Source organism: Rhizobium sp. CCGE 510 (assembly GCF_000292525.1).
In the GTDB taxonomy this organism is placed as follows: Bacteria; Pseudomonadota; Alphaproteobacteria; order Rhizobiales; family Rhizobiaceae; genus Rhizobium.
Window position 1 is genome coordinate 414,387 of the sequence record NZ_AEYF01000044.1, and the last position, 20,115, is coordinate 434,501.

The 20,115-nt window shown below is 60.3% G+C and carries 19 protein-coding genes and 1 pseudogene; 6 read left to right on the forward strand and 14 right to left on the reverse strand.

Annotation, left to right across the window (positions count from 1 at the left end):
• Nucleotides 1-6: 6 nt before the first annotated feature.
• Nucleotides 7-1,011, reverse strand: a complete 1,005-nt coding sequence (locus tag RCCGE510_RS22070; protein ID WP_007633654.1) for an NADP-dependent oxidoreductase — start codon at nt 1,009-1,011, stop codon at nt 7-9.
• Between the two features lie 33 nt (nt 1,012-1,044).
• Nucleotides 1,045-1,908, reverse strand: a complete 864-nt coding sequence (locus RCCGE510_RS22075; RefSeq protein WP_007633656.1) for an alpha/beta hydrolase — start codon at nt 1,906-1,908, stop codon at nt 1,045-1,047.
• A gap of 511 nt (nt 1,909-2,419) precedes the next feature.
• Here RCCGE510_RS22075 and RCCGE510_RS22080 point away from each other — a divergent pair.
• The 3 genes from RCCGE510_RS22080 (at nt 2,420) to RCCGE510_RS22090 (ending at nt 6,071) form a co-directional block, all read left to right on the forward strand.
• A complete protein-coding gene (locus tag RCCGE510_RS22080) occupies nt 2,420-4,141 on the forward strand; it encodes an aconitase X (protein WP_007633657.1) in 1,722 nt (573 codons plus the stop codon).
• Nucleotides 4,142-4,292: 151 nt separating this feature from the next.
• Nucleotides 4,293-4,991, forward strand: coding sequence for a GntR family transcriptional regulator (locus RCCGE510_RS22085; RefSeq protein ID WP_037079414.1), 699 nt, complete (start codon nt 4,293-4,295; stop codon nt 4,989-4,991).
• Between the two features lie 117 nt (nt 4,992-5,108).
• Nucleotides 5,109-6,071, forward strand: a complete 963-nt coding sequence (locus tag RCCGE510_RS22090; RefSeq protein WP_007633659.1) for a dihydrodipicolinate synthase family protein — start codon at nt 5,109-5,111, stop codon at nt 6,069-6,071.
• Between the two features lie 70 nt (nt 6,072-6,141).
• On the opposite strand, the gene RCCGE510_RS22095 is transcribed toward RCCGE510_RS22090, so the two are convergent.
• Nucleotides 6,142-7,179, reverse strand: a complete 1,038-nt coding sequence (locus RCCGE510_RS22095) for an Ldh family oxidoreductase (RefSeq protein ID WP_007633664.1) — start codon at nt 7,177-7,179, stop codon at nt 6,142-6,144.
• Between the two features lie 509 nt (nt 7,180-7,688).
• On the opposite strand from RCCGE510_RS22095, the gene RCCGE510_RS22100 reads away from it, so the two are divergent.
• Nucleotides 7,689-9,236, forward strand: coding sequence for an EAL domain-containing protein (locus RCCGE510_RS22100; RefSeq protein WP_037079417.1), 1,548 nt, complete (start codon nt 7,689-7,691; stop codon nt 9,234-9,236).
• Nucleotides 9,237-9,280: 44 nt separating this feature from the next.
• Here the strand turns inward: RCCGE510_RS22100 and RCCGE510_RS22105 are convergent, their stop codons facing one another.
• The 9 genes from RCCGE510_RS22105 to RCCGE510_RS22145 form a co-directional block, all read right to left on the reverse strand.
• Nucleotides 9,281-10,318, reverse strand: a complete 1,038-nt coding sequence (locus RCCGE510_RS22105) for a 4-hydroxyproline epimerase (RefSeq protein ID WP_007633666.1) — start codon at nt 10,316-10,318, stop codon at nt 9,281-9,283.
• 39 nt (nt 10,319-10,357) lie between these two features.
• Nucleotides 10,358-11,608, reverse strand: coding sequence for an FAD-dependent oxidoreductase (locus RCCGE510_RS22110; RefSeq protein WP_007633671.1), 1,251 nt, complete (start codon nt 11,606-11,608; stop codon nt 10,358-10,360).
• A gap of 98 nt (nt 11,609-11,706) precedes the next feature.
• Nucleotides 11,707-12,984: an alpha/beta hydrolase gene (locus RCCGE510_RS22115; protein WP_007633672.1), complete on the reverse strand. Its 1,278-nt coding sequence runs from the start codon at nt 12,982-12,984 to the stop codon at nt 11,707-11,709.
• A 497-nt stretch (nt 12,985-13,481) separates the two neighbouring features.
• Nucleotides 13,482-14,363: an aldo/keto reductase gene (locus tag RCCGE510_RS22120; RefSeq protein ID WP_007633673.1), complete on the reverse strand. Its 882-nt coding sequence runs from the start codon at nt 14,361-14,363 to the stop codon at nt 13,482-13,484.
• Between the two features lie 298 nt (nt 14,364-14,661).
• Nucleotides 14,662-15,297 carry a TetR family transcriptional regulator gene (locus RCCGE510_RS22125; protein WP_007633674.1) on the reverse strand — a complete coding sequence of 212 codons (636 nt, stop codon included), beginning with the start codon at nt 15,295-15,297 and terminating at the stop codon, nt 14,662-14,664.
• Between the two features lie 19 nt (nt 15,298-15,316).
• Nucleotides 15,317-15,988 carry a methyltransferase domain-containing protein gene (locus RCCGE510_RS22130; RefSeq protein ID WP_007633675.1) on the reverse strand — a complete coding sequence of 224 codons (672 nt, stop codon included), beginning with the start codon at nt 15,986-15,988 and terminating at the stop codon, nt 15,317-15,319.
• A gap of 391 nt (nt 15,989-16,379) precedes the next feature.
• The gene (locus RCCGE510_RS22135; protein ID WP_007633676.1) at nt 16,380-16,673 is read right to left on the reverse strand and encodes a hypothetical protein; all 294 of its coding nucleotides are present in this window, start codon (nt 16,671-16,673) and stop codon (nt 16,380-16,382) included.
• Nucleotides 16,674-16,826: 153 nt separating this feature from the next.
• Nucleotides 16,827-17,198 carry a hypothetical protein gene (locus RCCGE510_RS22140; RefSeq protein WP_007633677.1) on the reverse strand — a complete coding sequence of 124 codons (372 nt, stop codon included), beginning with the start codon at nt 17,196-17,198 and terminating at the stop codon, nt 16,827-16,829.
• A gap of 191 nt (nt 17,199-17,389) precedes the next feature.
• Nucleotides 17,390-17,710, reverse strand: a complete 321-nt coding sequence (locus RCCGE510_RS22145) for a hypothetical protein (RefSeq protein ID WP_007633679.1) — start codon at nt 17,708-17,710, stop codon at nt 17,390-17,392.
• Between the two features lie 183 nt (nt 17,711-17,893).
• Between RCCGE510_RS22145 and RCCGE510_RS22150 the strand changes: the two genes are divergently transcribed.
• Nucleotides 17,894-18,592 carry a class I SAM-dependent methyltransferase gene (locus RCCGE510_RS22150; RefSeq protein WP_007633681.1) on the forward strand — a complete coding sequence of 233 codons (699 nt, stop codon included), beginning with the start codon at nt 17,894-17,896 and terminating at the stop codon, nt 18,590-18,592.
• A gap of 89 nt (nt 18,593-18,681) precedes the next feature.
• Here the strand turns inward: RCCGE510_RS22150 and RCCGE510_RS22155 are convergent, their stop codons facing one another.
• Entirely contained in the window at nt 18,682-19,269 is a 588-nt protein-coding gene (locus tag RCCGE510_RS22155) for a hypothetical protein (RefSeq protein ID WP_037079551.1), read from the reverse strand.
• Complete coding sequence (locus tag RCCGE510_RS35985) at nt 19,269-19,400, reverse strand: hypothetical protein (RefSeq protein WP_276310676.1); 132 nt, start codon at nt 19,398-19,400, stop codon at nt 19,269-19,271. The genes RCCGE510_RS22155 and RCCGE510_RS35985 overlap by 1 nt, the downstream gene beginning before the upstream one ends.
• Before the next feature lie 143 nt (nt 19,401-19,543).
• Between RCCGE510_RS35985 and RCCGE510_RS35640 the strand changes: the two are divergent.
• A pseudogene (locus RCCGE510_RS35640) lies at nt 19,544-19,911 on the forward strand (hypothetical protein).
• Nucleotides 19,912-20,115 lie beyond the last annotated feature (204 nt).

Sequence of the window (20,115 nt, forward strand, 5' to 3'; positions counted from 1 at the left end):
TCGACCTCAGTCCGCGACCGTGATGACCACCTTGCCCTTTGCACGCCCGGTCTCGACATAAGCCAGCGCGTCGCCGGTTTTTTCAAACGGGAAGACCTTGTCGACGACCGGCCGGATCACGCCTTGTTCGATCAGGCGGGCAATCTCACCCAATTGCTGCCCCTCAGCACGCATGAACAGGAATGAATAGGCGATGCCGAGACGCTTGGCCTTTTTCCGAACCCCTCGGCTCAGCAGGCGCAATACCAGTTTCAGGAATAGGTTGAGGCCGAGTTCCCTGGCGAATGCCGGATCGGGCGGACCGGAAATGGAGATGAGCCGGCCGCCCGGCTTCAGCACGCCTAGAGATTTTTCGAGTGTCTTCGGATCCTGGCTGTTCAGCACCAGATCGTAGCCCGACAAGACCTTCTCGAAATCCTGCGTCTTGTAGTCGATGACTACATCCGCCCCGAGACTTCTCGCGAGTTCGGCATTCCCGGCGCTCGTCGTCGTCGCAACCGTTGCACCGAGATGCTTGGCGAGTTGAATGGCGAACGTCCCGACCCCGCCGGAACCGGCCTGGATGAAGACCTTCTGGCCTGGTTTCACCTTACCCACCTCGACCAGCGCCTGCCACGCGGTCAGCCCCACCAGCGGGATGGACGCCGCTTCGATCACGCTGAGGTTGTTTGGTTTCAGCGCTACATCGGCTTCATCGATGGCAATGAATTCGGCGAATGTACCGACCCGATGATCGCGCGGCCGCGCATAGATCTCGTCACCCACCTTGAACCGCTTCACCCTGGGTCCAGTCCTGACGATCGTTCCGGCAAGGTCGTGCCCGAGGACGAAGGGCGGCCGATAGGGAAGAATAAGCTTGAACTCTCCGTCCCGCAGTTTGGAGTCCAGCAGGTTCACGGCCGTGGCCTGAATCCGGACAAGGACATCATTGTCCTGCAATTCCGGTTCCGGCAGGTTGGCGAGACGCAGAGCGCCCTTCTTCTTGTATTTATCAACGACGAATGCCTTCATGAGGCTTTCTCCAATTCGAACTCTGTTGAGGCGTCAGGCGCCAAGGAAGGACAAAGCCTTCGGCACGAAATCGGCGTGGTTCTGGAAAATCCCGCCATGTCCGGCGTCTTGGTAGATTACCAGCTGCGCGCCCGGAATGCGCCGGGCCATATCGGTGCTGTTTACTGTCGGGACCATGATATCATTGTCGCCATTGGCGATCAGGACCGGGATTTTGATGCGGCCGAGATCCTGAGGCGCCTGCCGCCCCCAAGCCTTGATCGCCTTGAGCTGCCGCAGAAAGGCCCTTGGGGTCGGGCCCTTGTCCCTTCCGGCCTTCCGCTCTTTCAGGCGACCCAGAAAAGCTTTCGCGGATCGGCGACCATTGGCGGTGGAGGTAAAAAACAAATAAGTTTTCGGATCGCGCAGCGTCAGCAGACCCTTGATCATCAGCGGCCAGGACACGGCTCCGACCTTCTCTATGCCTGTGCCGCCGGCCGGGCCTGTTCCGGTCAAAATCAGTTTCCGCACAAGGTCCGGCGCCTTCAGCACGATGTCCTGCGCGACAAATCCCCCGAGGGAAAAACCGAGCAGATCGACTTTGTTAAACCCAAGCGTTCGGATCAACGCGATCGCGTCGCGCGCCATCTCGTCGATGGTCACGGGGGCAGTGCCGCCCGAGGCACCAATACCCCGGTAATCGGTAGCGATGACGTGGTGCTTGGTAGCGAGACCATCGACAATCCGGGGATCGAAATTGTCCAGCACCGCGCCCCAATGGTTGAGAAGAACAACCGGCACGCCGCCTTGGGGGCCAAGGTCGCGATAGACGAAAGGTGTTTCCCCGACATTGATCCAGAGATTTGGCGCCTCGGCGTAGCTGCTGGCAGACCGAAGCAATCTTATCGTCGTGTTCATCGTTTACTCCATTATCCGGCCCGTACCGTCACGCTCACGATCGGAGGGTCCGGCCGGAGATATGATGCCTCGACACTCCGGATGCGGCAGCGGGTGAGCCCAGGCGTGGGGGGGTTGCGCCGCATCGGTCGCCGTCGCCCCTATCATCGCCACTGTCCCTACCCCTGCGTATCGACCACCAACTTTCGCGCAGAAGGCAGCCGACTGCGGTCACCCAAATCTTTAATGACAATCGTCATCATTAATCTTTAATGATATTCATCATCAAAATTGTCAAGCGGAATTTTCTGAGCCGACCAAACGCCAAGCTGCTTTGATCCCGTAGCAACCGGGATCGCCTCTGGTTGGACATGTTTTCCGTCTTGGAGAAAGCAAGGTGGCGCGCTTCGTCATTCAGGATGCTGCCTGATTTCTACAATTCTGCTTATGATGGGTTGCCTTGGCGGCGGCGGGACGATCCACTGGCAGGGGCAAACGACGGCAGCCGACCGAAGAGCGGATGAGACAGCCAATGACCATCGCATCAGCATCGCGGAGCGTTTTGAAGGGCTCCGCAACAGGCCGCGTTGTGGCAACGCAGGAGGCCTTGAGCTTCTGGGGCGGCGTAGACCCGGCAACCGGAGACGTCATCGACGTTCACCACCCGCTGCACGGCGTTTCTCTGACCGGCGCCATTTTGATGATGCCGACGAGCCGCGGTTCCTGCACGGGATCCGGCGTATTGCTCGACCTCATTCTGACAGGCCGCGGTCCCGCCGCTTTGGTCTTCAGCGAAGCTGAGGACGTCTTGACGCTCGGTGCACTGATAGCAGCCGAAATGTTCGATAGGCCCATGCCGGTCATCAGGCTCAGCCCGGAGAATTTTCGACTTCTTTCTCAGGCTCAATCGGCGTCGATAGAAAGCGGTGTCGTCACCTGTCGGAGCCTCAATACGGACCTGCCCGCTCCTGCCATCGCCGACCTCGAACTGACCGAGGAAGACCACAAGATGCTCGATGGCGGCGATGGTCCAGGCGCGAAGCAGGCGATGCGGATCATTTGTGCGATGGCCGCCCAGCAGGGTGCGACGCGGCTCATAGATGTGAGCCAAGGCCATATCGACGGGTGCATCTACGCAAGTCCGGCCAACCTGACTTTTGCCGAGACGATCGCCGATCTCGGTGCGAGGGTTCGAATTCCGACGACGATGAATGCGATCTCGATCGATCGGGCGAACTGGGAAATGCAAGGGATCCCACCGTCCTTCGGCGCACCGGCGGCACGCCTTGCGGACGCTTACGTGCGAATGGGTTGTCGCCCGACATTCACCTGTTCTCCCTATCTTTTGGACAGCGCGCCGCAAACCGGTGAGACAATTGCCTGGTCCGAGTCCAATGCCGTCATCTTCGCAAACACCGTGCTCGGTGCGCGCACCGCCAAACACCCTGACTTCCTGGATCTCTGTATTGCATTGACCGGGCGAGCCCCGGAATCGGGGGTTTATCTCGATATCAACCGGCAGGCTCGGCTCATCATCGACGTTGAAACCCCGGCATTGGTGAACGACGCGTTTTGGCCGCTGATCGGATATCTGATCGGCAAGACGGCGCCGGATTGCATTCCCCTTGTCAAAGGGCTTCAGCAGGCCCGTCCGTCTCGAGACGATTTGAAAGCTCTCTGCGCTGCATTCGGAACAACGTCAGCATCGCCGATGCTGCATATCGCCGGGGTAACGCCCGAGGCAGCCGGGCCAGTCCATCCGGACGCCGGTCAAGTCAGCATCACCGTCGAGGACATGCACGATGCGTGGCGCTTACTGAATGACGGCCCGGCAGATGTCGAGCTCGTGGCGATCGGGAGCCCGCACGCATCGATCGAGGAATGCCGCGCGTTGGCCGCCGCGCTGACGACTGCGCTGATCGGAAGGCGCCGCCATCCGAGCGTCGCAGTGATTGTCACGGCCGGCCAGCAGGTGATCGACCAGGCGCAAGGCGACGGCACGCTTGCGGCGTTGCGTCAGGCGGGGGTTCAGGTTTTCCCGGACCTTTGCTGGTGCTCGATCTCCGAACCATTGTTTCCCACCAGGACCAAGGCTGTGATCACGAACTCCGGAAAATATGCACATTATGGCCCGGGCCTTTCGGGTCGCGCCGTGCGGCTCGCCAGTCTGAGCGACTGCGTGGAGGCCGCGATTTCAGGACGCGTGACGCCCCGAGCAACAGGATGGACAGGCGAAGCCTTGCCGCCGGCATGACCGACCAGTGTCAATAGGCAAATCGCGTGCCGGCCGGCGTCCGCAGCGAGAGTTTTGCGGTTGTTGCAAAGGTCGGGAGCAGAACACGAACAGTTGCCCGCGTGAATGTTTCAAAGTACCCGTTGTCGACAACAAGGATTTTGAAATGGCCATGCAAACGCCAGCTCCCTCCACCGAACGCAAGCGCGGCTCCGGTGCGAAAACCGTCTACGAACTTCTGCGCAATGACATTCTGGATTTGGTCTTGCCACCCGGTAGCCCGATCGACGAGGTGCAGCTCGCCGAACATTTCAAAATGTCGCGCACGCCAATCCGCGAGGCGCTGGTCCGCCTTGCGGGTGAAGGTCTGATCGATACGCTGCCCAATCGGTCGACGATGGTATCCAACATCGACTTTCTCAACCTGCATACTTTCTTCGACGCCTTGGTGCTGATGTACCGCGTCACCACCAAGCTGGCGGCGCAATATCACCGTCCGGCAGATTTGCTGGAGATCAAGGCTCGACAATCGGAATTCGCAACCGCCGTCGCGAACCAGGACGCCCTGGCGATGATTGCGGCCAACGCCGCTCTTCATTCTGCGATCGCAGATGCCGGGCGCAATCCATACTTCGTCGCCGTTTTCAATCGTATCCTCGATGATGGACGACGCATTCTCCGGCTGTACTACCAGTCCTATGGAGATCGGCTACCGCAGCAATTCGTCGACGAACACGAAGAGATCATCGCCGCAATCGCCGCGCGTGACGCGGACCTTGCCGACCGGCTGGCGCGCATTCACGCGGAACAGATTGTCGAGCAGATTCAGAGGCTGTTTGCGCGGAAAGACCGGTTCGACATCAGTCTTTAAAAGCAGGGCAGTTTCTTGTCGACAAGAAAAATACAATAATGTATATTCATCTGATAGAGGCGCGATGCTCTGCATCCGCCACCCGTTTCCGTTTCGTCTCACCGAGGAGTTTTCACGATGAAAGCCAAGATTTTTTCGGGCGTCGTTCCCGCTCTGATGACGCCCTGCAAGGATGACCGCAGCCCCGACTATGATGGGCTGGTCCGCAAGGGCAAAGAACTCATCGCACAAGGAATGTCGGCGGTCGTCTATTGCGGCTCGATGGGCGATTGGCCCCTTCTGACCGATCGACAGCGCATGGAAGGCGTCGAGCGCCTGGTCAATGCCGGCATCCCGGTTATCGTCGGCACTGGCGCGGTCAATACCGCTTCCGCCGTTGCCCATGCCGCACATGCTCAGAAGGTGGGCGCACAGGGACTGATGGTTATCCCCCGCGTGCTCTCCCGCGGCACCGTCGTCGCTGCCCAGAAAAACCACTTCAAGGCCATCCTGGCGGCTGCGCCGGATCTTCCTGCGGTCATCTACAACAGCCCTTACTACGGCTTTGCAACCCGCGCCGACCTGTTTTTTGCCCTGCGCGCAGACCACCCGAACCTCGTCGGCTTCAAGGAATTCGGCGGTGCAGCCGACATGCGCTATGCTGCGGAAAACATCACCAGCCGCGACGATGACGTGTCGCTGATGATCGGCGTCGATACCTGTGTCTTCCATGGGTTTGTCAACTGCGGTGCTGTCGGCGCGATCACCGGCATTGGTTGCGTCCTGCCCAAGGAAGTCATCCATATGTGCAATCTTTCGCAGGCTGCCGCCAAGGGCGACCCGGATGCCCGCCAGCGTGCGCTTGAACTGGAATCGGCGCTCGGCGTGCTTTCGTCCTTCGATGAAGGTCCGGACCTCGTGCTTTATTTCAAGCATATGATGGTGCTGAAGGGTGACGCGGAATACGCCTTGCACTTCAACGAAACCGATGAACTTTCCGAAAGCCAGCGCGGTTATGTCGAGCAACAGCTGAAGCTGTTCGATACCTGGTATGCCGGATGGAGCAAACTGTCGGGCGCTGTCGAAAAATACAGGCCTTGATCCTTTAGCCCTTCAACCAACAGGCCCTCCTTGCGAGGGCCTGCTGGTCTCCTACCACGGTGAAACTTCGTCAGGAAATGGCATCCAGCCGCTTGTCATGAAGGCGGCTGAGCTGCTCCAATTCAGCCGAAGTCAGTGTGATCCCTTCCCTTTCAGACTTTGCGCGCGCAATGAAACGGCGTTCGGAGGGAAGCCGTGCACCACCCCCGATGATTGCGTCGAACAGCGTTTCTGCGCGTGCAAACGGGTCACCGGGGCGACCCGCCGAAAACGCTTTCGGCGACATGGCGATGATCAGCTCACCATGCATGGGTGACAGTGTCGTCGTGCCAAGATAATCGAGCACCTCAGGACTTGTCAGATCACCGATCATGACACCGGCAAGAAGTTCGATCATCGTTCCTATGGCCGAGCCCTTATGGCCGCCGAAAGGCAACATTGCGCCGGCGAGAGCTTCATCGGGATCGGTGGTCGCGGCGCCGTGCGCATCGATTGCCCAGCCTTCAGGCAGTTGCTTGCCGGCGCGGCGATGGAGTTCAATTTCACCTCGAGCCACCATGGATGTCGCGAAGTCGAAAACGTATGGAGGCTTGTCCACGCGCGGCCAGCCGAAGGCGAATGGGTTGGTTCCAAGCAGTGGCTTGCTGCCGCCCGCCGGAGCAACCGCGGCATAGCTCGGGCACATGACGATTGCCGCGAGGCCTTGTCCGGTCAGGGCTTCCACTTCCGACCAGAGCGCCGAGAAGTGGACGACATCGTTGACAACCAAGGCCGCTATTCCAGACGCCCGCGCCGATTGAACAAGCAGTGGCACGCCAAGCTCGAAGGCAGGATTTGCAAACCCGCCATTCCCCTGAACCGTCACGATACCGGAACTCGTCTGCGGGGCTATTGTCGGGATGGCATCGGGCTTGGCTTTTCCCGCTTTCACTGTGCGCAAGGCGCCCTCGATGCGGTAGATGCCGTGCGATTTGCAGCCGTCGCGCTCGCCAGCCACAATGACATTCGTCAATGCAATTGCCTGCACCGCATTCAACCCGGCCCGCCGAAAGATTGCTTCAACCAACTCGTGCAGTTGGCTGATCGACATGGTGGTTGTCTCAGTCATTTTTCCTCCATCTCAGCCTGGCCGAACAGGCAGGCATCGCCATGTTGCATACATATTGTATTCAATCCATCAGCAAAGTTCGGTTGTGACGGTCGTAAGCATTGAGCTTCCCTCGGCAGGAAACATTTCGTCGCTGGGAGATACATACTCCGTCGACGCCGAGGATCCGTGGTAAAACGGCTACATGATCTCGGACACGTGGGGTGTTACCCCTAACCTTCAGTAGCCTGCGCCAAGCTTTAGATCGGTGACACCCCATCCAGTTTGCGGGAAAGCTGTCCGTTCTGCGCAGCGAAATGCCAGCGCCGTCGTCCCGGCAACCCACCATTAACGTTCGAAGTTCAGATAGTCTTTCGGGCTGGTCGGTGCTGTACGCTTGATCAACGACGGCAAAAGCCGGCCCGCTTAATTCCGCCCGAATGAATTGTGGCGGTGTTGGAAATATCTAGGGGACTATGCGGTCCCGCGAACTGGCCATGATGGTTCTTCACCCAACAGGAGCCTGTTCCATGCGTCGCATCCAACCAACCAGACCCCAGATGGAGATATTGGTCTGGATCTCGATCTTCCTGCTTCTCTTCTGCCTATCCTGGCAGTTCCATTGGCATGAGGGGCTGGATGGGTTCATCGAGCAGCATCACGGCTATCCGCTCGACCACGCGCTCCTCGCCCTGAACATCTCGGGGTTTCTGGGGCTGATCTATTCCGCGCTGCGGATCCGGGATCTTTCGCGGGAGGTTAACCGCAGGCTGCAGGCCGAAAAGAACGTGGACTGGATTGCCTGTCACGATACGCTGACCGAGCTGCCCAACCGCAGATTTCTGGATTCCATATGCGCGCAGGCGATGATCGATCAAAGGGCGCAGGAAACCTATGCTGTGTTCAGCATCGATCTCGACGGCTTCAAGAAGGTCAATGACCTGCTGGGGCACGATCACGGTGATGCGGTGCTGAAGACTGTGGCTCAGCGGCTCTCCGCCCTCTTTCCCCGTGAGCACGTTTTCCGCCTTGGTGGAGACGAGTTCGTCGTTCTGGCCCGGCGCACGGGAAATCCCGACCTTGCCGCTTTGGGGAACCGGATCGTCAGCGTGATCGGCAAGCCGTTCACCTTCAATGGTGTCGCCATCGATCTCGGCGCCAGCGTCGGCTTCGCACTTTATCCGGAGAACGGCGATGACCTCGGTCAAGTCATTCGACATTCCGACTGTGCGATGTCTGTGGCGAAAAAGCAGGGGCGCGATCGGGTTAAGCCCTTCGTGCCTTCGATGCAGGACGATCTGGCGAAACGGGTTCGCATGGAAGGCGATCTGCGGGCGGCCATCAGGAAGGCCGAGATCGTTCCCCATTATCAACCGCTCGTGGACCTGAAGGCGAACAAGATCATCGGCTTCGAGGCGCTGGCACGCTGGAAAACGGCTTCCGGCGAATTCATCCCGCCAAGCGAATTTATTCCAGTGGCAGAGGACGCCGGTCTGATCGTCGAATTGACGGACCAGCTGCTTCGGCGCGCCTGCACCGATGCGCTTTCCTGGCCACGCGAGATCGTCCTGTCGTTCAACCTTTCTCCGATCCAGCTGAGCGACCGGTTGCTGGGCCTGCGAATTCTCAAAATATTGGGCGATGTCGGCCTTCCCCCGCACAGAGTCGAGCTTGAGGTGACAGAGAGCGCCATCATCCAGGACGCCATCACCGCACGGATCGTTCTCGACGATCTGGTGAATGCGGGGGTCAGGATTGCCCTCGACGACTTTGGAACAGGCTATTCCAGTCTTTCCCAACTGTCGAACTACCGGTTCGACAAGATCAAGATCGACAGGAGTTTCGTCGCCTCGTTCGAGACCAATGACAAGCAGGACAAGGTGATCAAGGCGATTATCGCTCTCGGCGCCGGACTTGGCGTGACGATAACGGCCGAAGGCATCGAAGAGGAGAGCCAGCGTCAGCGGCTTCAGGAACTGGGTTGCGACATCGGCCAGGGATATCTGCTTGGTAGACCGGCGCCGATCGAGGAGATCGCCACAGGTCACGTCAACACCAGGATTTTGCAACGCGGTTGATGGGCTGCGGTCAGAGAGAATTGAGGCACATTGCCTTTCCCGGTCTAGATCTCTCCAGCCGACGGGCCCCAGACGTCCGTCAGCGCGAAGCCCCAGGGATGCGGATCGAAGGGGTCGAGCGCCACCTGGGTCAGGCCGAAGGTGAACCCGCGGCCGGTGATGGTCGGGATGACGGCCGGGCGGCCGGCGACCTCGGTTACCGCCTGCAGACCGACCTCAAATTCGGAGCCGATGATCGATTTCGAGGTGAAGACGTCGCCGATCTTGGCCTTGCCGCGGGCATAGAGGGTGGCGAGATTTGCGGAATTGCCGGTGCCGCAGGGCGAGCGGTCGGCCCGGCCCGGCCACATGGTGGTGCAGGTGCGCACCGTGCCGTCGGCCTCGGTATCGCGGAACATCACATAGGCGACGCCAGAGATTGCCGGGATCTCCGGATGGACGACCTTGATGTTGCGGTTGATCAGCTCTTTCAGGATCATGCCGGCCTGGACGAGCCCGGCGGCATTGGCCTTCTCGATCTTGAGACCGATTTGGTCGACATCGACGAGCGCATAGAAGATACCGCCATAGCAGAGATCGGTCTTGATCCTTCCCCAATGCGGCGTATCGATCTCGACATCGAGTTCATGCACGAAGGAAGGCACCATGGTCAGCCGGACCTTCTCGCAACGCCCGTCGCGGCAGGTTGCCGTCGCCTTGACCAAGCCGGCTGCGGTTTCCAACGTGACTGTGGTTTCCGGCTCCTGCATCTCGACGATGCCGGATTCGAGCAGGGCCGTCGTGACGCAGATCGAGTTCGAGCCGGAACTCGCATGCGCCTGGTCCGGTTGCAGGATGATGAAGGCGGCGTCCGCCTCCGGGTGGCGTGCCGGCAGCAGCAGGTTGACCGAGCCGATCGGGGCGCCGCGCGGTTCCAGGCAGAGGAAGCGGCGGAGCTCGTCGCCCTTCGGATCGGTGTTCAGCCAATGCAGCTGGGCGGCGATGGTATCGCCGGGGATCTTCGGCACGCCGCCGATTGCGACGCGGCCGATCTCGCCTTCGGCATGAACGTCCAGCAGCTGGATCGTGCGCTTCCATCTCATATCAAAACTCCAGATCAGGCATGACGGGTGACGCGGATATCAGTATCGGTCTATGCGGAACGGGGTCATGTCGACCGGCGGCTCGGTGCCGGTCATCATATCGCCGATCAGCCGGGCTGTCGTTGCCGCATAGGTCAGGCCGAGATGGCCGTGGCCGGTCGCGTAGAAAACCCCCGGCATCTTCGACGACGGCGAAATGATCGGGATCGTGTCGGGCAGCGCCGGGCGATGGCCCATCCACTCCGTCGCCTCCTCGAGTTTGAGGCCGGGCAGCGCCCGCTGGGCATGGCGCACCAGCACCCGCGGACGGCGGAAATCGGGCGCGGCGTCGAGACCGGCCAGCTCGACATTGCCGCCGACACGGATGCCACCGGCCGTCGGCGTCACCATGAAGGCGCGATGCGGCCAGATCACCGAATAACGCATGGCGATGCCGGGCTTCATGATCTGGGTGTGATAGCCGCGCTCGGTTTCGAGCGGGATCGGCTCGCCGAGCTTTTCGGCGAGGAAACGGGTGTGGACGCCGGCGGCAAGCACCACCGAATCCGCCTCAATGCGGCTGTTATCCTCGAGGAGAACGACTGCGGTGCCATCGCCCCTGTGCTCGATATTCCTGACCGCGCCGGAGACGAAAATCGTGCCGGCAGCTCGTGCCGCGTCGAAGAGTTTCACCACCAGTCTGTAAGGATCGCGGATCGACTTATTGTCGGGCAGGAGTACGGCTTTGGCGATCGAAGGCGAAAGCGCCGGCTCGTAATATTGGATGGCGCCGTTGCTCAACACTTCGAATTCGAGGCCGTAGCGCTGCATCATGGCAAGATGGCCGCGGTCGGCGGCAAATTCCGCCTCGGTCTCGTAGATCGCCAGACACCCCTCTTCCGTCATCATCTCGGGCGCGCCGATCGCCTCGAGCATCTGCCTGAAATCGCCGAGCGCCCGTTGCGACAGGCTCATGCCGGCATCCTCGATCTGCCGCAGGCGCGATGGCCGGCCTGCGGCGAGGAAACGCAGGAACCAGGGCAGCATCTTTGCCGCATAGGAGGGCCGCAGCCAGACCGGGCCTTCGGGATCGAGCAGCCAGCCGGGCATTTTCTTCCAGGTGGAGGGGCCGGAACCGGCGGCAAAATCGAGCGCGATGCTTGCCATATTGCCGAATGAGGTACCGCGTCCGGGCTCGCCTTTGTCGACCAGCGTCACCGCGAGCCCACGCCGCTGCAGCTCGAAGGCAATCGAGGCGCCGATCACACCTGCGCCGACGACAACCACCCGCTTCTTCGTCTCATCCGCCATGCATCAACCCACCCAGACGGCAGACAGAATTGCCGTTCGTCACTCTGATATATCAGATCGGTGGTGATGCCTAGATGCTGGAATTGCTCTGTGGAATTTTACTGGCTTTCCGGCAGGCCGGCGCCGACGCTGTCGCCGACCGAGCCGACGGTATTGTTCATCGACTGGCCGAGACGCTTCAGTTGGGCGTCGTAATTGCGGCGGGTGCGCGGATCGAAGATCGCGATCGGGGTGCTGACGGCGACGCTGACGGCACTCCCCGCCGTCTGGGCAGCCCCCATCGCCACCGCGCCGACGGCTTCGCCGAGGCCGACATTGGAATCGGTGATGGTCTGGCCGGCAATCAGCCGGTCGCCGATCAGCTTCACCACTTCGGGGCTTTCGGCGAATTTGCCGTGGTTCAGCCGGTCGCCGCCCTTGAGCTTGGTCAGATCGAGCACGGTGATGCCGGCCGCCTCGAGTTTGCTGCGGTAAGGTTCGGCGGAGGGATCGATCTGACCGAGGCGATCGACATTGCCGGAGATGCGCCGCGACAAGGCGAGCGCCCGATCATCCTGCGAGACGAAGATGGTGAAGTGCGGCCGGTCCTTGCCGAGGCTGACGAACTGGCGGCCGAACACGTCGACATCGAGATCCGGCGAGGCGAGGATGACATTGTTGATCTTGCCGGCGACATGACCATTGCGGATTGCCATCTGCCGCAGCGCTTCGACGGTCAGCCAGGTGCCCATCGAATGGGCCATGATGGTGATGTCGCTGACGGCGGGATTGGCGGCGGTGCGGGTGAGCAGCTCCTCCAGCGCGTCGCGGGAATAGTTGGTGCTTTCCTTGTCGTAATTGTAATCGAAGATGCTGCCGCGCGAAGGCCAGGTGAAGACGACGGGGGCGACGTCGGCATGCGAATCGTGGACGATCTGGGCGAAGCGGTAGACGGCATCCTCATAGCGATTGTTGAAGCCGTGCACGAAGACCAGCACCCGGCGGCTCTTAGGCATGTGGCCTTTCAGCCAGGTCTCGCCGGCCCGCTCGCCTTCGAGCGGATCGACGGACACGGTGACGAAATCGCGCAGCGGATCGGCCGGCAGCCGCCTCGGCCACTGCACCTGGCCGACCTTGCGATTGGCCTCCGGCGGGATCGAGACATCGACGGCATTGACGGTAAGTCCGGTGCCGCGTTCGCCGGAGAAAAGCACGGCGGGATTGTCATCGGCAGCGCGCGTCGTCGCGACGAGAAGATCGACTTTCGACGTGCCCGGCGGCACGCTGCCGGCTGCCTGCATGACACCGACCGGCCTGCCGCCGCAGCCGGCAAGCGCAAACGCCGCAAGCAGAAGACCTGTCATAGCCGCCCGCGGGCCGCGCCATTTGCCGATCATGACTAAACTCCAACCGGTGCACGCACCGGCAGACGGCGCCCGTTCAAATAGGCCGTTGGTGCTTGCAGAGTCAAATTACGCGCGATGGAGAGGTAGGGTGGAAAAGAAAAAAGCCCGACGCGGGAGGAGGTGCGCCGGGCTCTTGATCCTGACTGACAACTGGGAGGAGGAGTGTTGTCAGTCCGATGTAAGAGCGCTGGGAGGAGGAGTGCGCTGCTTACGGAGATATATGTACCGCGTTCGCCCGAGCAGGAACAGCGAAAATACCGCAATGCAGCAATGCACTGAACGCAAGGCTTGCCCTGAAATTAACAGGTCGTCGCCTCATTTTGCAGCATGTTTGACCAGGTGGTCAAAATTTTGCCGAAAAATGAGGCCTGGGAGATTGCCGACAGATTGCCCCAGCTCCGCCTGCCGGCACCAACCGGGGTCGAGACCAGCGGCTCGACCCGGTTGGGTTAGGGTGAGGGGCAGCCTTTGGCCCCTGCCAGCTTCCTTCACGCCGCCTTGAACACCTTCCGACCCTCAGCGTCGAGCGCCGAGAATTCCTCTTCCGACAGGGTGATATCGACGGCGGCGACGTTTTCCTCGAGATGTTTGACCTTCGAGGTGCCGGGGATCGGCAGCATCACCGGGCTGCGCTTCAGCACCCAGGCGAGCGCGATCTGGCTCGGCGCGGCATTGTGCTTTTTGGCAATCGTGTCGAGCAGCGAACCTGATTTGGCGAGATCGCCGGCGGCGAGCGGGTACCAGGGGATGAAGCCGATATTGTGCTTGGCGCAATAATCGAGCACGTCCTCGCTGGTGCGATCGACGAGATTATAGCGGTTCTGGACGGTCGCCACCTTGAAGTGTTTCGAGGCCGCCTCGATGTCGGCGACGGAGACTTCACTTAAGCCCGCATGGCGGATGAGGCCGGCATCGAGCAGCGATTTGATCGCATCGAACTGCTCCTTGGCCGGCACCTTCGGATCGATGCGGTGAAGCTGCCAGAGATCAATCTGTTCGAGCCCGAGATTGCGCAGGCTCTTATGCGCCTGCTGGATCAGATATTCCGGGCGGCCGACCGGCAGCCAGATATCGGGGCCGTGGCGGGTCAGGCCGCCCTTGGTGGCGACGACGGACTTGACGCCATAGGGATGCAACGCCTCCTTGATCAGCCATTCGGAAATATCGGGACCGTAGGAATCGGCGGTATCGATGAAGTTGACGCCGAGTTCGGGCAGACGTTTCAGCGTGCGGATGGATTCGGCATGATCGGCGGGCTCGCCCCAGATGCCGTTACCGGTAACGCGCATGGCGCCGAAACCGAGACGGTTGATCTCGATATCGCCGCCGATCTTGAAGCTGCCTGACTTGGCTGCGTTATGACTGGACATGGTCTTTCCTCTCTTGGTCAATGAAATCGTTCGAAGGCGATGGAGCGGCCGTAAGCCGCCCGGTTCGATGGCCGCGGCACGGACGCCGAGGCTTTTGGAGATGCCTTAGAATTCGAAATGTCTGCCCTGATCGAAGCGCTGCCCGGCATGGTGAGCCCCGCCCATCGGGGCGATGAATGAGAATGCGGCCGCTACGACGCTTGCACATATAGGACGGCACCGCAGGGATAACAGTGACGGCGCTGAAAACATCGACATCGAACGGATGGAGCGCGAACCGCTCCTTTCGACGCGTCCGTCAAAACCTGTTCTTTGCCTCGTCGCCGAATTCCGCCAGGATTTTCCACAGTTCGGCGAAGATCTCATGGGCGAAATCGTGCAGCGAGGCGCCGGGCTCGCGTTGCTGCCAAAGTTCGGCCCCGACGCGCAGCGCACCGATGACGACCGCCGCAAGCACGCGCATGCGCGAGCGCTCGCCCGGATCGTTTCGCTTGCGCAAAAGCAGCGCCTCGGCGAGCTTCTGTTCGAGCCTGGCATATTTCACCTGGTCGCGGGCCTTCAGCGCCGGCGTGCGACGGATGAGTTCACTGAGGGCCAGGCCACGCTCGTCGACAGAGGCGATGACGGTGGCGGTGATTGCCGCCTCGACCGCGGCCACCGAGGGTTCTTCGGCCGGCCTTGCGGCGATCTCGGCCATCAGCCGATCGGCGAAGCCATCCTGCCAGGCGAAAACCACCTCTTCCTTGGAAGGGAAATAATCGAAGAAACTGCGCTTGGAGACATCGGCCGCCTCGGTGATGTCCTCGACGGTCGTGGCGTCAAAACCGCGCTGGAGAAAGAGGGTCATCGCCGCCTGCTCGATGCGCTCGCGCGTCTGCCGCCGCTTGCGTTGCCGCCTGCCTTCCCCAGTCGCAGTCGGCTTGCTGTCAGCCATTCCTATCCGGCATCTTCGTTCAGCCGCCGGTTTCGCTGGAAAAGGCGGCGACATCGTCGAGTTCAGCTTCGCTCTCACGATAGCTGAAGCGCTCGCGCGACAGCTCCAGCGGCTTGCGGCGGGAAATCCGGTAGACGGAGGCCGGCGGCAGGTTGCGCACCGTGCCACCGATGCGCACCGCCTTCAGGCCAAGACGGTCGAGGATCGGCCGGGGCACGGGGCAGCGCGGACCATAGGTAAACTGATAGATCGCTCCGCCCGGCCGCATATAGGCAAAAGCGCCGGCCAGGATCGAGGCGATCTTGCGCGGCGACATGGACAATAGCGGCAGGCCGCTGATAACGGCGCCAACCGGTTCGCCCTCGAAAATATCGGCATGGGCGAGATGGGCCGCATCCATCTGCAACACGCGCGCCGTCGGGAACCGCGCCTGCAGCGAAGTGATGAACTCCGGACCGTACTCGATCAGGGTCAGATCCGCCTCGCTGACACCGCGCGCCAGCAGTGCCCGGGTGAAGACGCCGGTGCCGGGGCCAAGCTCGATGATCGGCCCGTCGAGTGCGGCAATTTCACTGGTCATGATCCTGGCAAGGGAATCGCCCGACGGCGCGATGGCCGCGACCCGAAGCGGGTTGCTGATCCAGGAGCGAAAAAAATGCAGGAAATCGGCGCATGCTGCCTTTGCGGTCATGATTATCCCACCTGTCTGAAATTCGATTAATTATGAAAAACGACCATCGCGGCGAGCATGGCAATTCCAAGGCAGATGCGTCAATCGCTCTCCGATGCGGCTTTTTGCAGCGCCACCATCAACAATGACTTGATTCTGTACTTATTGCATTTTTGCATTTGATGCAACATTGTACGAACGACAGTTGAGGAAAGACATGCCAACCGCCCTTTCGTCGTGCTCGGGCTTGTTCTTCTGCTGCCCGTGGATGGGCAGAAGATCCTCGGCCGTGAGCTGCTTTAGGCCGAGGATGACGCCGGGAGAACGAGGCTGTCAACGAAACGAGGGCGGCTCGGAGGCCGCCCCTTCAGCCCGGACGGGCTGCTCACGATCGCGAAACGCCGAAGCGTCCTCAGTAATTGCAGCTGGAGCTGCTCGTCGGATTGAAGCCGAGTTTGCAATCCATGTTCAGCGGCTTCTTCGGGTTCGCCATATAGTGTGTCGAGCCGGAGTTTTCCTGGCCGATCGAGCCGGTCGTGCGCCTGTCGTGTTCAACCTTGGTTTCTTGCTGGGCAACCGGACGTGTGGTCGCGCCTTGCTCCGTCGCGCTCGATTGCAGGGGAGCGGCCACAGCCGAGAAGGCCGAGAGGCCGAGGATTGCGCCGAGGGCAGCGGCCATCAGGCCGGTCTTGAAAGTCGTTGTCATAGTCGTCTCCTTGGGAGGATCTAGCGAATTTACGCCCCGGAGCTAGGAAGGCGATCTGTCACAATCTACGGCGCAAAGCGGAGGTCACGGACATGTGAGCGGCGCCATGACCGAGAAAAAGGCGGCTCATCGCCGCCTCTTTCATTTGCCGGCTCAATAGCCGTTATCACAGGGCATGCTGCCGGGGCCGATCGATCCTGAGAACGTAGGGTTGCACATTTCCGGGGCTGCCGGTCGGTTCACAGGCTGACGGACGATCGAGCCCGTGGCGCCGGGCTCGACGCCGAAGGCGGCAAGCGGATACCAGTAGCCGTCGGAATGGCGGCGGGTGCCGGGGCGCTCGGTGCGAAAGCCTTGATAGCCATGCCAGGATCCGACATGTGGTTTATATTGCAACATTTTTACGGCTTGGACATCGGGCGGCCGAATCATCTGGGCGGGGGCTGCCTGCACTGGGGCGATCGACGCGAGGGCGAGAAGGGCGCTGAGCGTGACGGTAGAAGGGACAAGTCTGAACATCTTCATGATAAACCCTCCTTAGTGGATTTACCTGATGAAAATGCGTTTCCTACCGGCGGAGTTCCGGGGCTCGCCTGCAACTTCCTAAACTCGTGATTGCAGGCGATCCGGCGTGACTAAAACGCCAAAAAACGTGAAAAGTCGCGATCAACAGTAGCGCTCAAACGGCGCTGGGCGGAACTACGAATTCTCTGTTCTCAATTCGCGTAGAATGTCCGGTAGCCTTGGCCTGAAAGGCAGGCGACATATTGCCGGTGGGCCGCGGCGCGCGCTATCGTCTCCGCCTCCAGCTCATCGGCTTGCGCATAGCCCGTCAGCTGGGCGCGCAGCTGATACTGTCTCCTCGCCTCGTCATACATGGCGTTGCCGTCGGTCATGCAAATACCGTGCGCAACAGCAGCCGGATTGACCGGCACGCCGACCGCCAGGAGCACCGGATCATTGGCATGGTCGATGCAGCCGGCAAGCGCCGTCATCATCGCCAGGGCAGCCAGAGCCCGAAAAATTCCCACCGTCATGCATTCCTCCGGCCGAAGCGCCTGTGAGATCATCAGACCTGCGCTTACATCAGCAAGGTTGCGCGAAACTAATGCAGGTCACCGGGAAGGGTGCCGCGACACCGGAAGTTTAAATATTGCTTAAATATTATATTAATGCTTGCTTATAGGCGTAGACACTAATCTCTCCGGGGGAGAAAGATTATGGCTTCGCCGTGGGTGAACGACGCGCTGTCGCACGCGCGATCGGCGTTTTCCAGCAAGATCAACGCAGATATCCTTGAGGTTGGTGGCGGCTCTCGCACCCATATCCCCTTGGAGGGAGCCAGATATACGGTCCTGGACATCTCGAAAGAGCAGCTCGAGAAGAACCGCGACGCTTCTGAGCGGATTCTCGGCGATGCGCAAACCATCGACTATGGAGATCGTCACTTCGACGCCTGTGTCTTCTGGGACGTTCTCGAACATCTGGAAAGCCCGCGCTCTGCCCTGTTGAGAGCCCATGATACGCTGTCTCCCGGTGGCCTGGTCTTCGTCAAGGGTCCGATCCTGAGCTCAGCCAAAGGGATCTTCACCGACCTCACGCCCTGGTGGACCCACGTTCTGTTCTATCGCTACGTCCTGCGGCAGAAAAACGCGGGAAAGCCGGGCTATGCTCCCTTTCGCGTCGAACACGCCGCAGAAGCATCCCATTCGGAGATTGCCGGGACATTGAAGGAACTCGGCATGGATATCGTCTTCGTCGGTGAGTATGTGTCGACGCAGGTGCACGCGCTCAAGGACCGGATTCCCCCGCTTTATTGGCTCTATGAAGCCTTCGGCCTTCTGTTGCGCACGGTTTCGGCCGGAAGGATCGGCGGGCGGGAGACGGAGTTTCTGATCGTGGCAAAGTGCCTTCGTTAGGGAACTCCCACCAAACTCTATATAGCACTTCGGAATCCCGAAATTGGCTGGGGCATTGAAATCCCTCAATATTTCCTGAGAGTCACAGCTCACGAAGCGCGACGGATTTCGGAATCCCGAAGCGGTGGAATTTCGGGATCCCGAAGTGGGATTTTTTTCTTCCTGCCGAGGCGCCCGCGTTTGTCGGCGGCAAGCTTGCGGTCGGTCTCGGACCATTTCCGGCACTTTTCAGCCGTGCATTGTTTCCACTCATCGGTGGCTGGCGCGCCCTCATGGTCGCCGACAAATGTCAGCGTGAACCGGTTGGGATGCGCGACCCCACTGCCTGCCCGGCCGCGGCGAACTTTGATCAGCCCCTTATATTCCAGTTCATCCAGCGCATCGGCGACGTATTCGCCGGTGACGCCGTAGGACACGAACTGAGGATGGGTCACGATCAGCTTGCCGTTTTCCAGGGCGGCATGGGCGGTGTGCTCGATGACGATGCGGAAGAAGGCGCGGCAGGCATTGGCGCTCAATGTCGTGAAAGCCGGCGATGCCAGCAGCTGGATCGTCAACCACTGCCAGCGAAGGCTGCCGTCATCCGTTCCGCTTGGCGGAGCGGTATGCTTGCGCACCATCGCCCGCGTTTTTCCGGCGCTGGTGCGGCTCTTGTCGCGCGGGTTGAATTCCACCATCAGCCCCTCGCCCTTATTGCCGGCCCATCCTTCGGCAAGACGCCCACCTTGCGAGGCAGAAAATTCTGCGGGCGACGGCCGAAGCTCGTCCAGACGATCACCTCGCCAACGGGGAAAATTTTGCTCGACATCCGGCATTCCATGGTTGCAATTGCGTGCAGCCTAGCGCACGAACGATCCATGGACTAGGAAAATATTCTTAGTTCTGATCTTTATATCACCGAGGTCTTCCTGCTAGAATGTTGGCAGGGATGAATCACACGTGACAGGGGAGATGCGAATGGTTGGCATTTACGGGAAGCGGTTGCTGGCATCGCTTTCGATATTTCTTGTCAGCGCCATTCATGCCTTTCCTTGCGATCAACGCATCGTGCTGTCCAACTGGAAGTCCTGTCAGATCGCTTCATTGAGCGAAGAGGGTGGCGCCGCAGATTGGAGGCCGTGCCTGTATGGACTCGCAGCAAAGCCATAAGCCCGTATTTCTTGAATGATCCACGTGCACTGGCCAATCACGGGCTTTGCAACGCCAAGTTCCACCGCGTCGTTATCTGCTGGCCGGGATGGGATGAGGGCGACAAGGACAAATGCTCTTATCGCATCTGCGACGGCGCCTCATGGAAAAGAGTGCCGGATGGGGGCTGATCTCAGCTGGAAGGCCACCGCCATACCCTTCGATGTCAGAGGCCAGTCAGCATGAAATCACCACACTACGCAGGCAGCCTTGGGACGGCAGACGCAGCTGCTGGTCAAAGATAGAGTCGTCATGGAACCCTGGATGAGAGCGCCGATCATGGATGGCCGTTTTGTTCTGGTGGGAACGGACGTGAAAGATCTGGAGGCGATGGC

Excerpts from the sequence above, each read along its gene's own strand:
- RCCGE510_RS22140 (WP_007633677.1), bottom strand. The coding sequence starts at position 17,198 with ATGAAGATGTTCAGACTTGTCCCTTCTACCGTCACGCTCAGCGCCCTT.
- RCCGE510_RS22125 (WP_007633674.1), bottom strand. The coding sequence starts at position 15,297 with ATGGCTGACAGCAAGCCGACTGCGACTGGGGAAGGCAGGCGGCAACGC.
- RCCGE510_RS22135 (WP_007633676.1), bottom strand. The coding sequence starts at position 16,673 with ATGACAACGACTTTCAAGACCGGCCTGATGGCCGCTGCCCTCGGCGCA.
- RCCGE510_RS22115 (WP_007633672.1), bottom strand. The coding sequence starts at position 12,984 with ATGATCGGCAAATGGCGCGGCCCGCGGGCGGCTATGACAGGTCTTCTG.
- RCCGE510_RS22130 (WP_007633675.1), bottom strand. The coding sequence starts at position 15,988 with ATGACCGCAAAGGCAGCATGCGCCGATTTCCTGCATTTTTTTCGCTCC.
- RCCGE510_RS22105 (WP_007633666.1), bottom strand. The coding sequence starts at position 10,318 with ATGAGATGGAAGCGCACGATCCAGCTGCTGGACGTTCATGCCGAAGGC.
- RCCGE510_RS22150 (WP_007633681.1), top strand. The coding sequence starts at position 17,894 with ATGGCTTCGCCGTGGGTGAACGACGCGCTGTCGCACGCGCGATCGGCG.
- RCCGE510_RS22110 (WP_007633671.1), bottom strand. The coding sequence starts at position 11,608 with ATGGCGGATGAGACGAAGAAGCGGGTGGTTGTCGTCGGCGCAGGTGTG.
- RCCGE510_RS22100 (WP_037079417.1), top strand. The coding sequence starts at position 7,689 with ATGCGTCGCATCCAACCAACCAGACCCCAGATGGAGATATTGGTCTGG.
- RCCGE510_RS22070 (WP_007633654.1), bottom strand. The coding sequence starts at position 1,011 with ATGAAGGCATTCGTCGTTGATAAATACAAGAAGAAGGGCGCTCTGCGT.
- RCCGE510_RS22145 (WP_007633679.1), bottom strand. The coding sequence starts at position 17,710 with ATGACGGTGGGAATTTTTCGGGCTCTGGCTGCCCTGGCGATGATGACG.
- RCCGE510_RS22085 (WP_037079414.1), top strand. The coding sequence starts at position 4,293 with ATGCAAACGCCAGCTCCCTCCACCGAACGCAAGCGCGGCTCCGGTGCG.
- RCCGE510_RS22095 (WP_007633664.1), bottom strand. The coding sequence starts at position 7,179 with ATGACTGAGACAACCACCATGTCGATCAGCCAACTGCACGAGTTGGTT.
- RCCGE510_RS22080 (WP_007633657.1), top strand. The coding sequence starts at position 2,420 with ATGACCATCGCATCAGCATCGCGGAGCGTTTTGAAGGGCTCCGCAACA.
- RCCGE510_RS22090 (WP_007633659.1), top strand. The coding sequence starts at position 5,109 with ATGAAAGCCAAGATTTTTTCGGGCGTCGTTCCCGCTCTGATGACGCCC.
- RCCGE510_RS22155 (WP_037079551.1), bottom strand. The coding sequence starts at position 19,269 with ATGGTGGAATTCAACCCGCGCGACAAGAGCCGCACCAGCGCCGGAAAA.
- RCCGE510_RS22120 (WP_007633673.1), bottom strand. The coding sequence starts at position 14,363 with ATGTCCAGTCATAACGCAGCCAAGTCAGGCAGCTTCAAGATCGGCGGC.
- RCCGE510_RS22075 (WP_007633656.1), bottom strand. The coding sequence starts at position 1,908 with ATGAACACGACGATAAGATTGCTTCGGTCTGCCAGCAGCTACGCCGAG.
- RCCGE510_RS35985 (WP_276310676.1), bottom strand. The coding sequence starts at position 19,400 with ATGTCGAGCAAAATTTTCCCCGTTGGCGAGGTGATCGTCTGGACGAGC.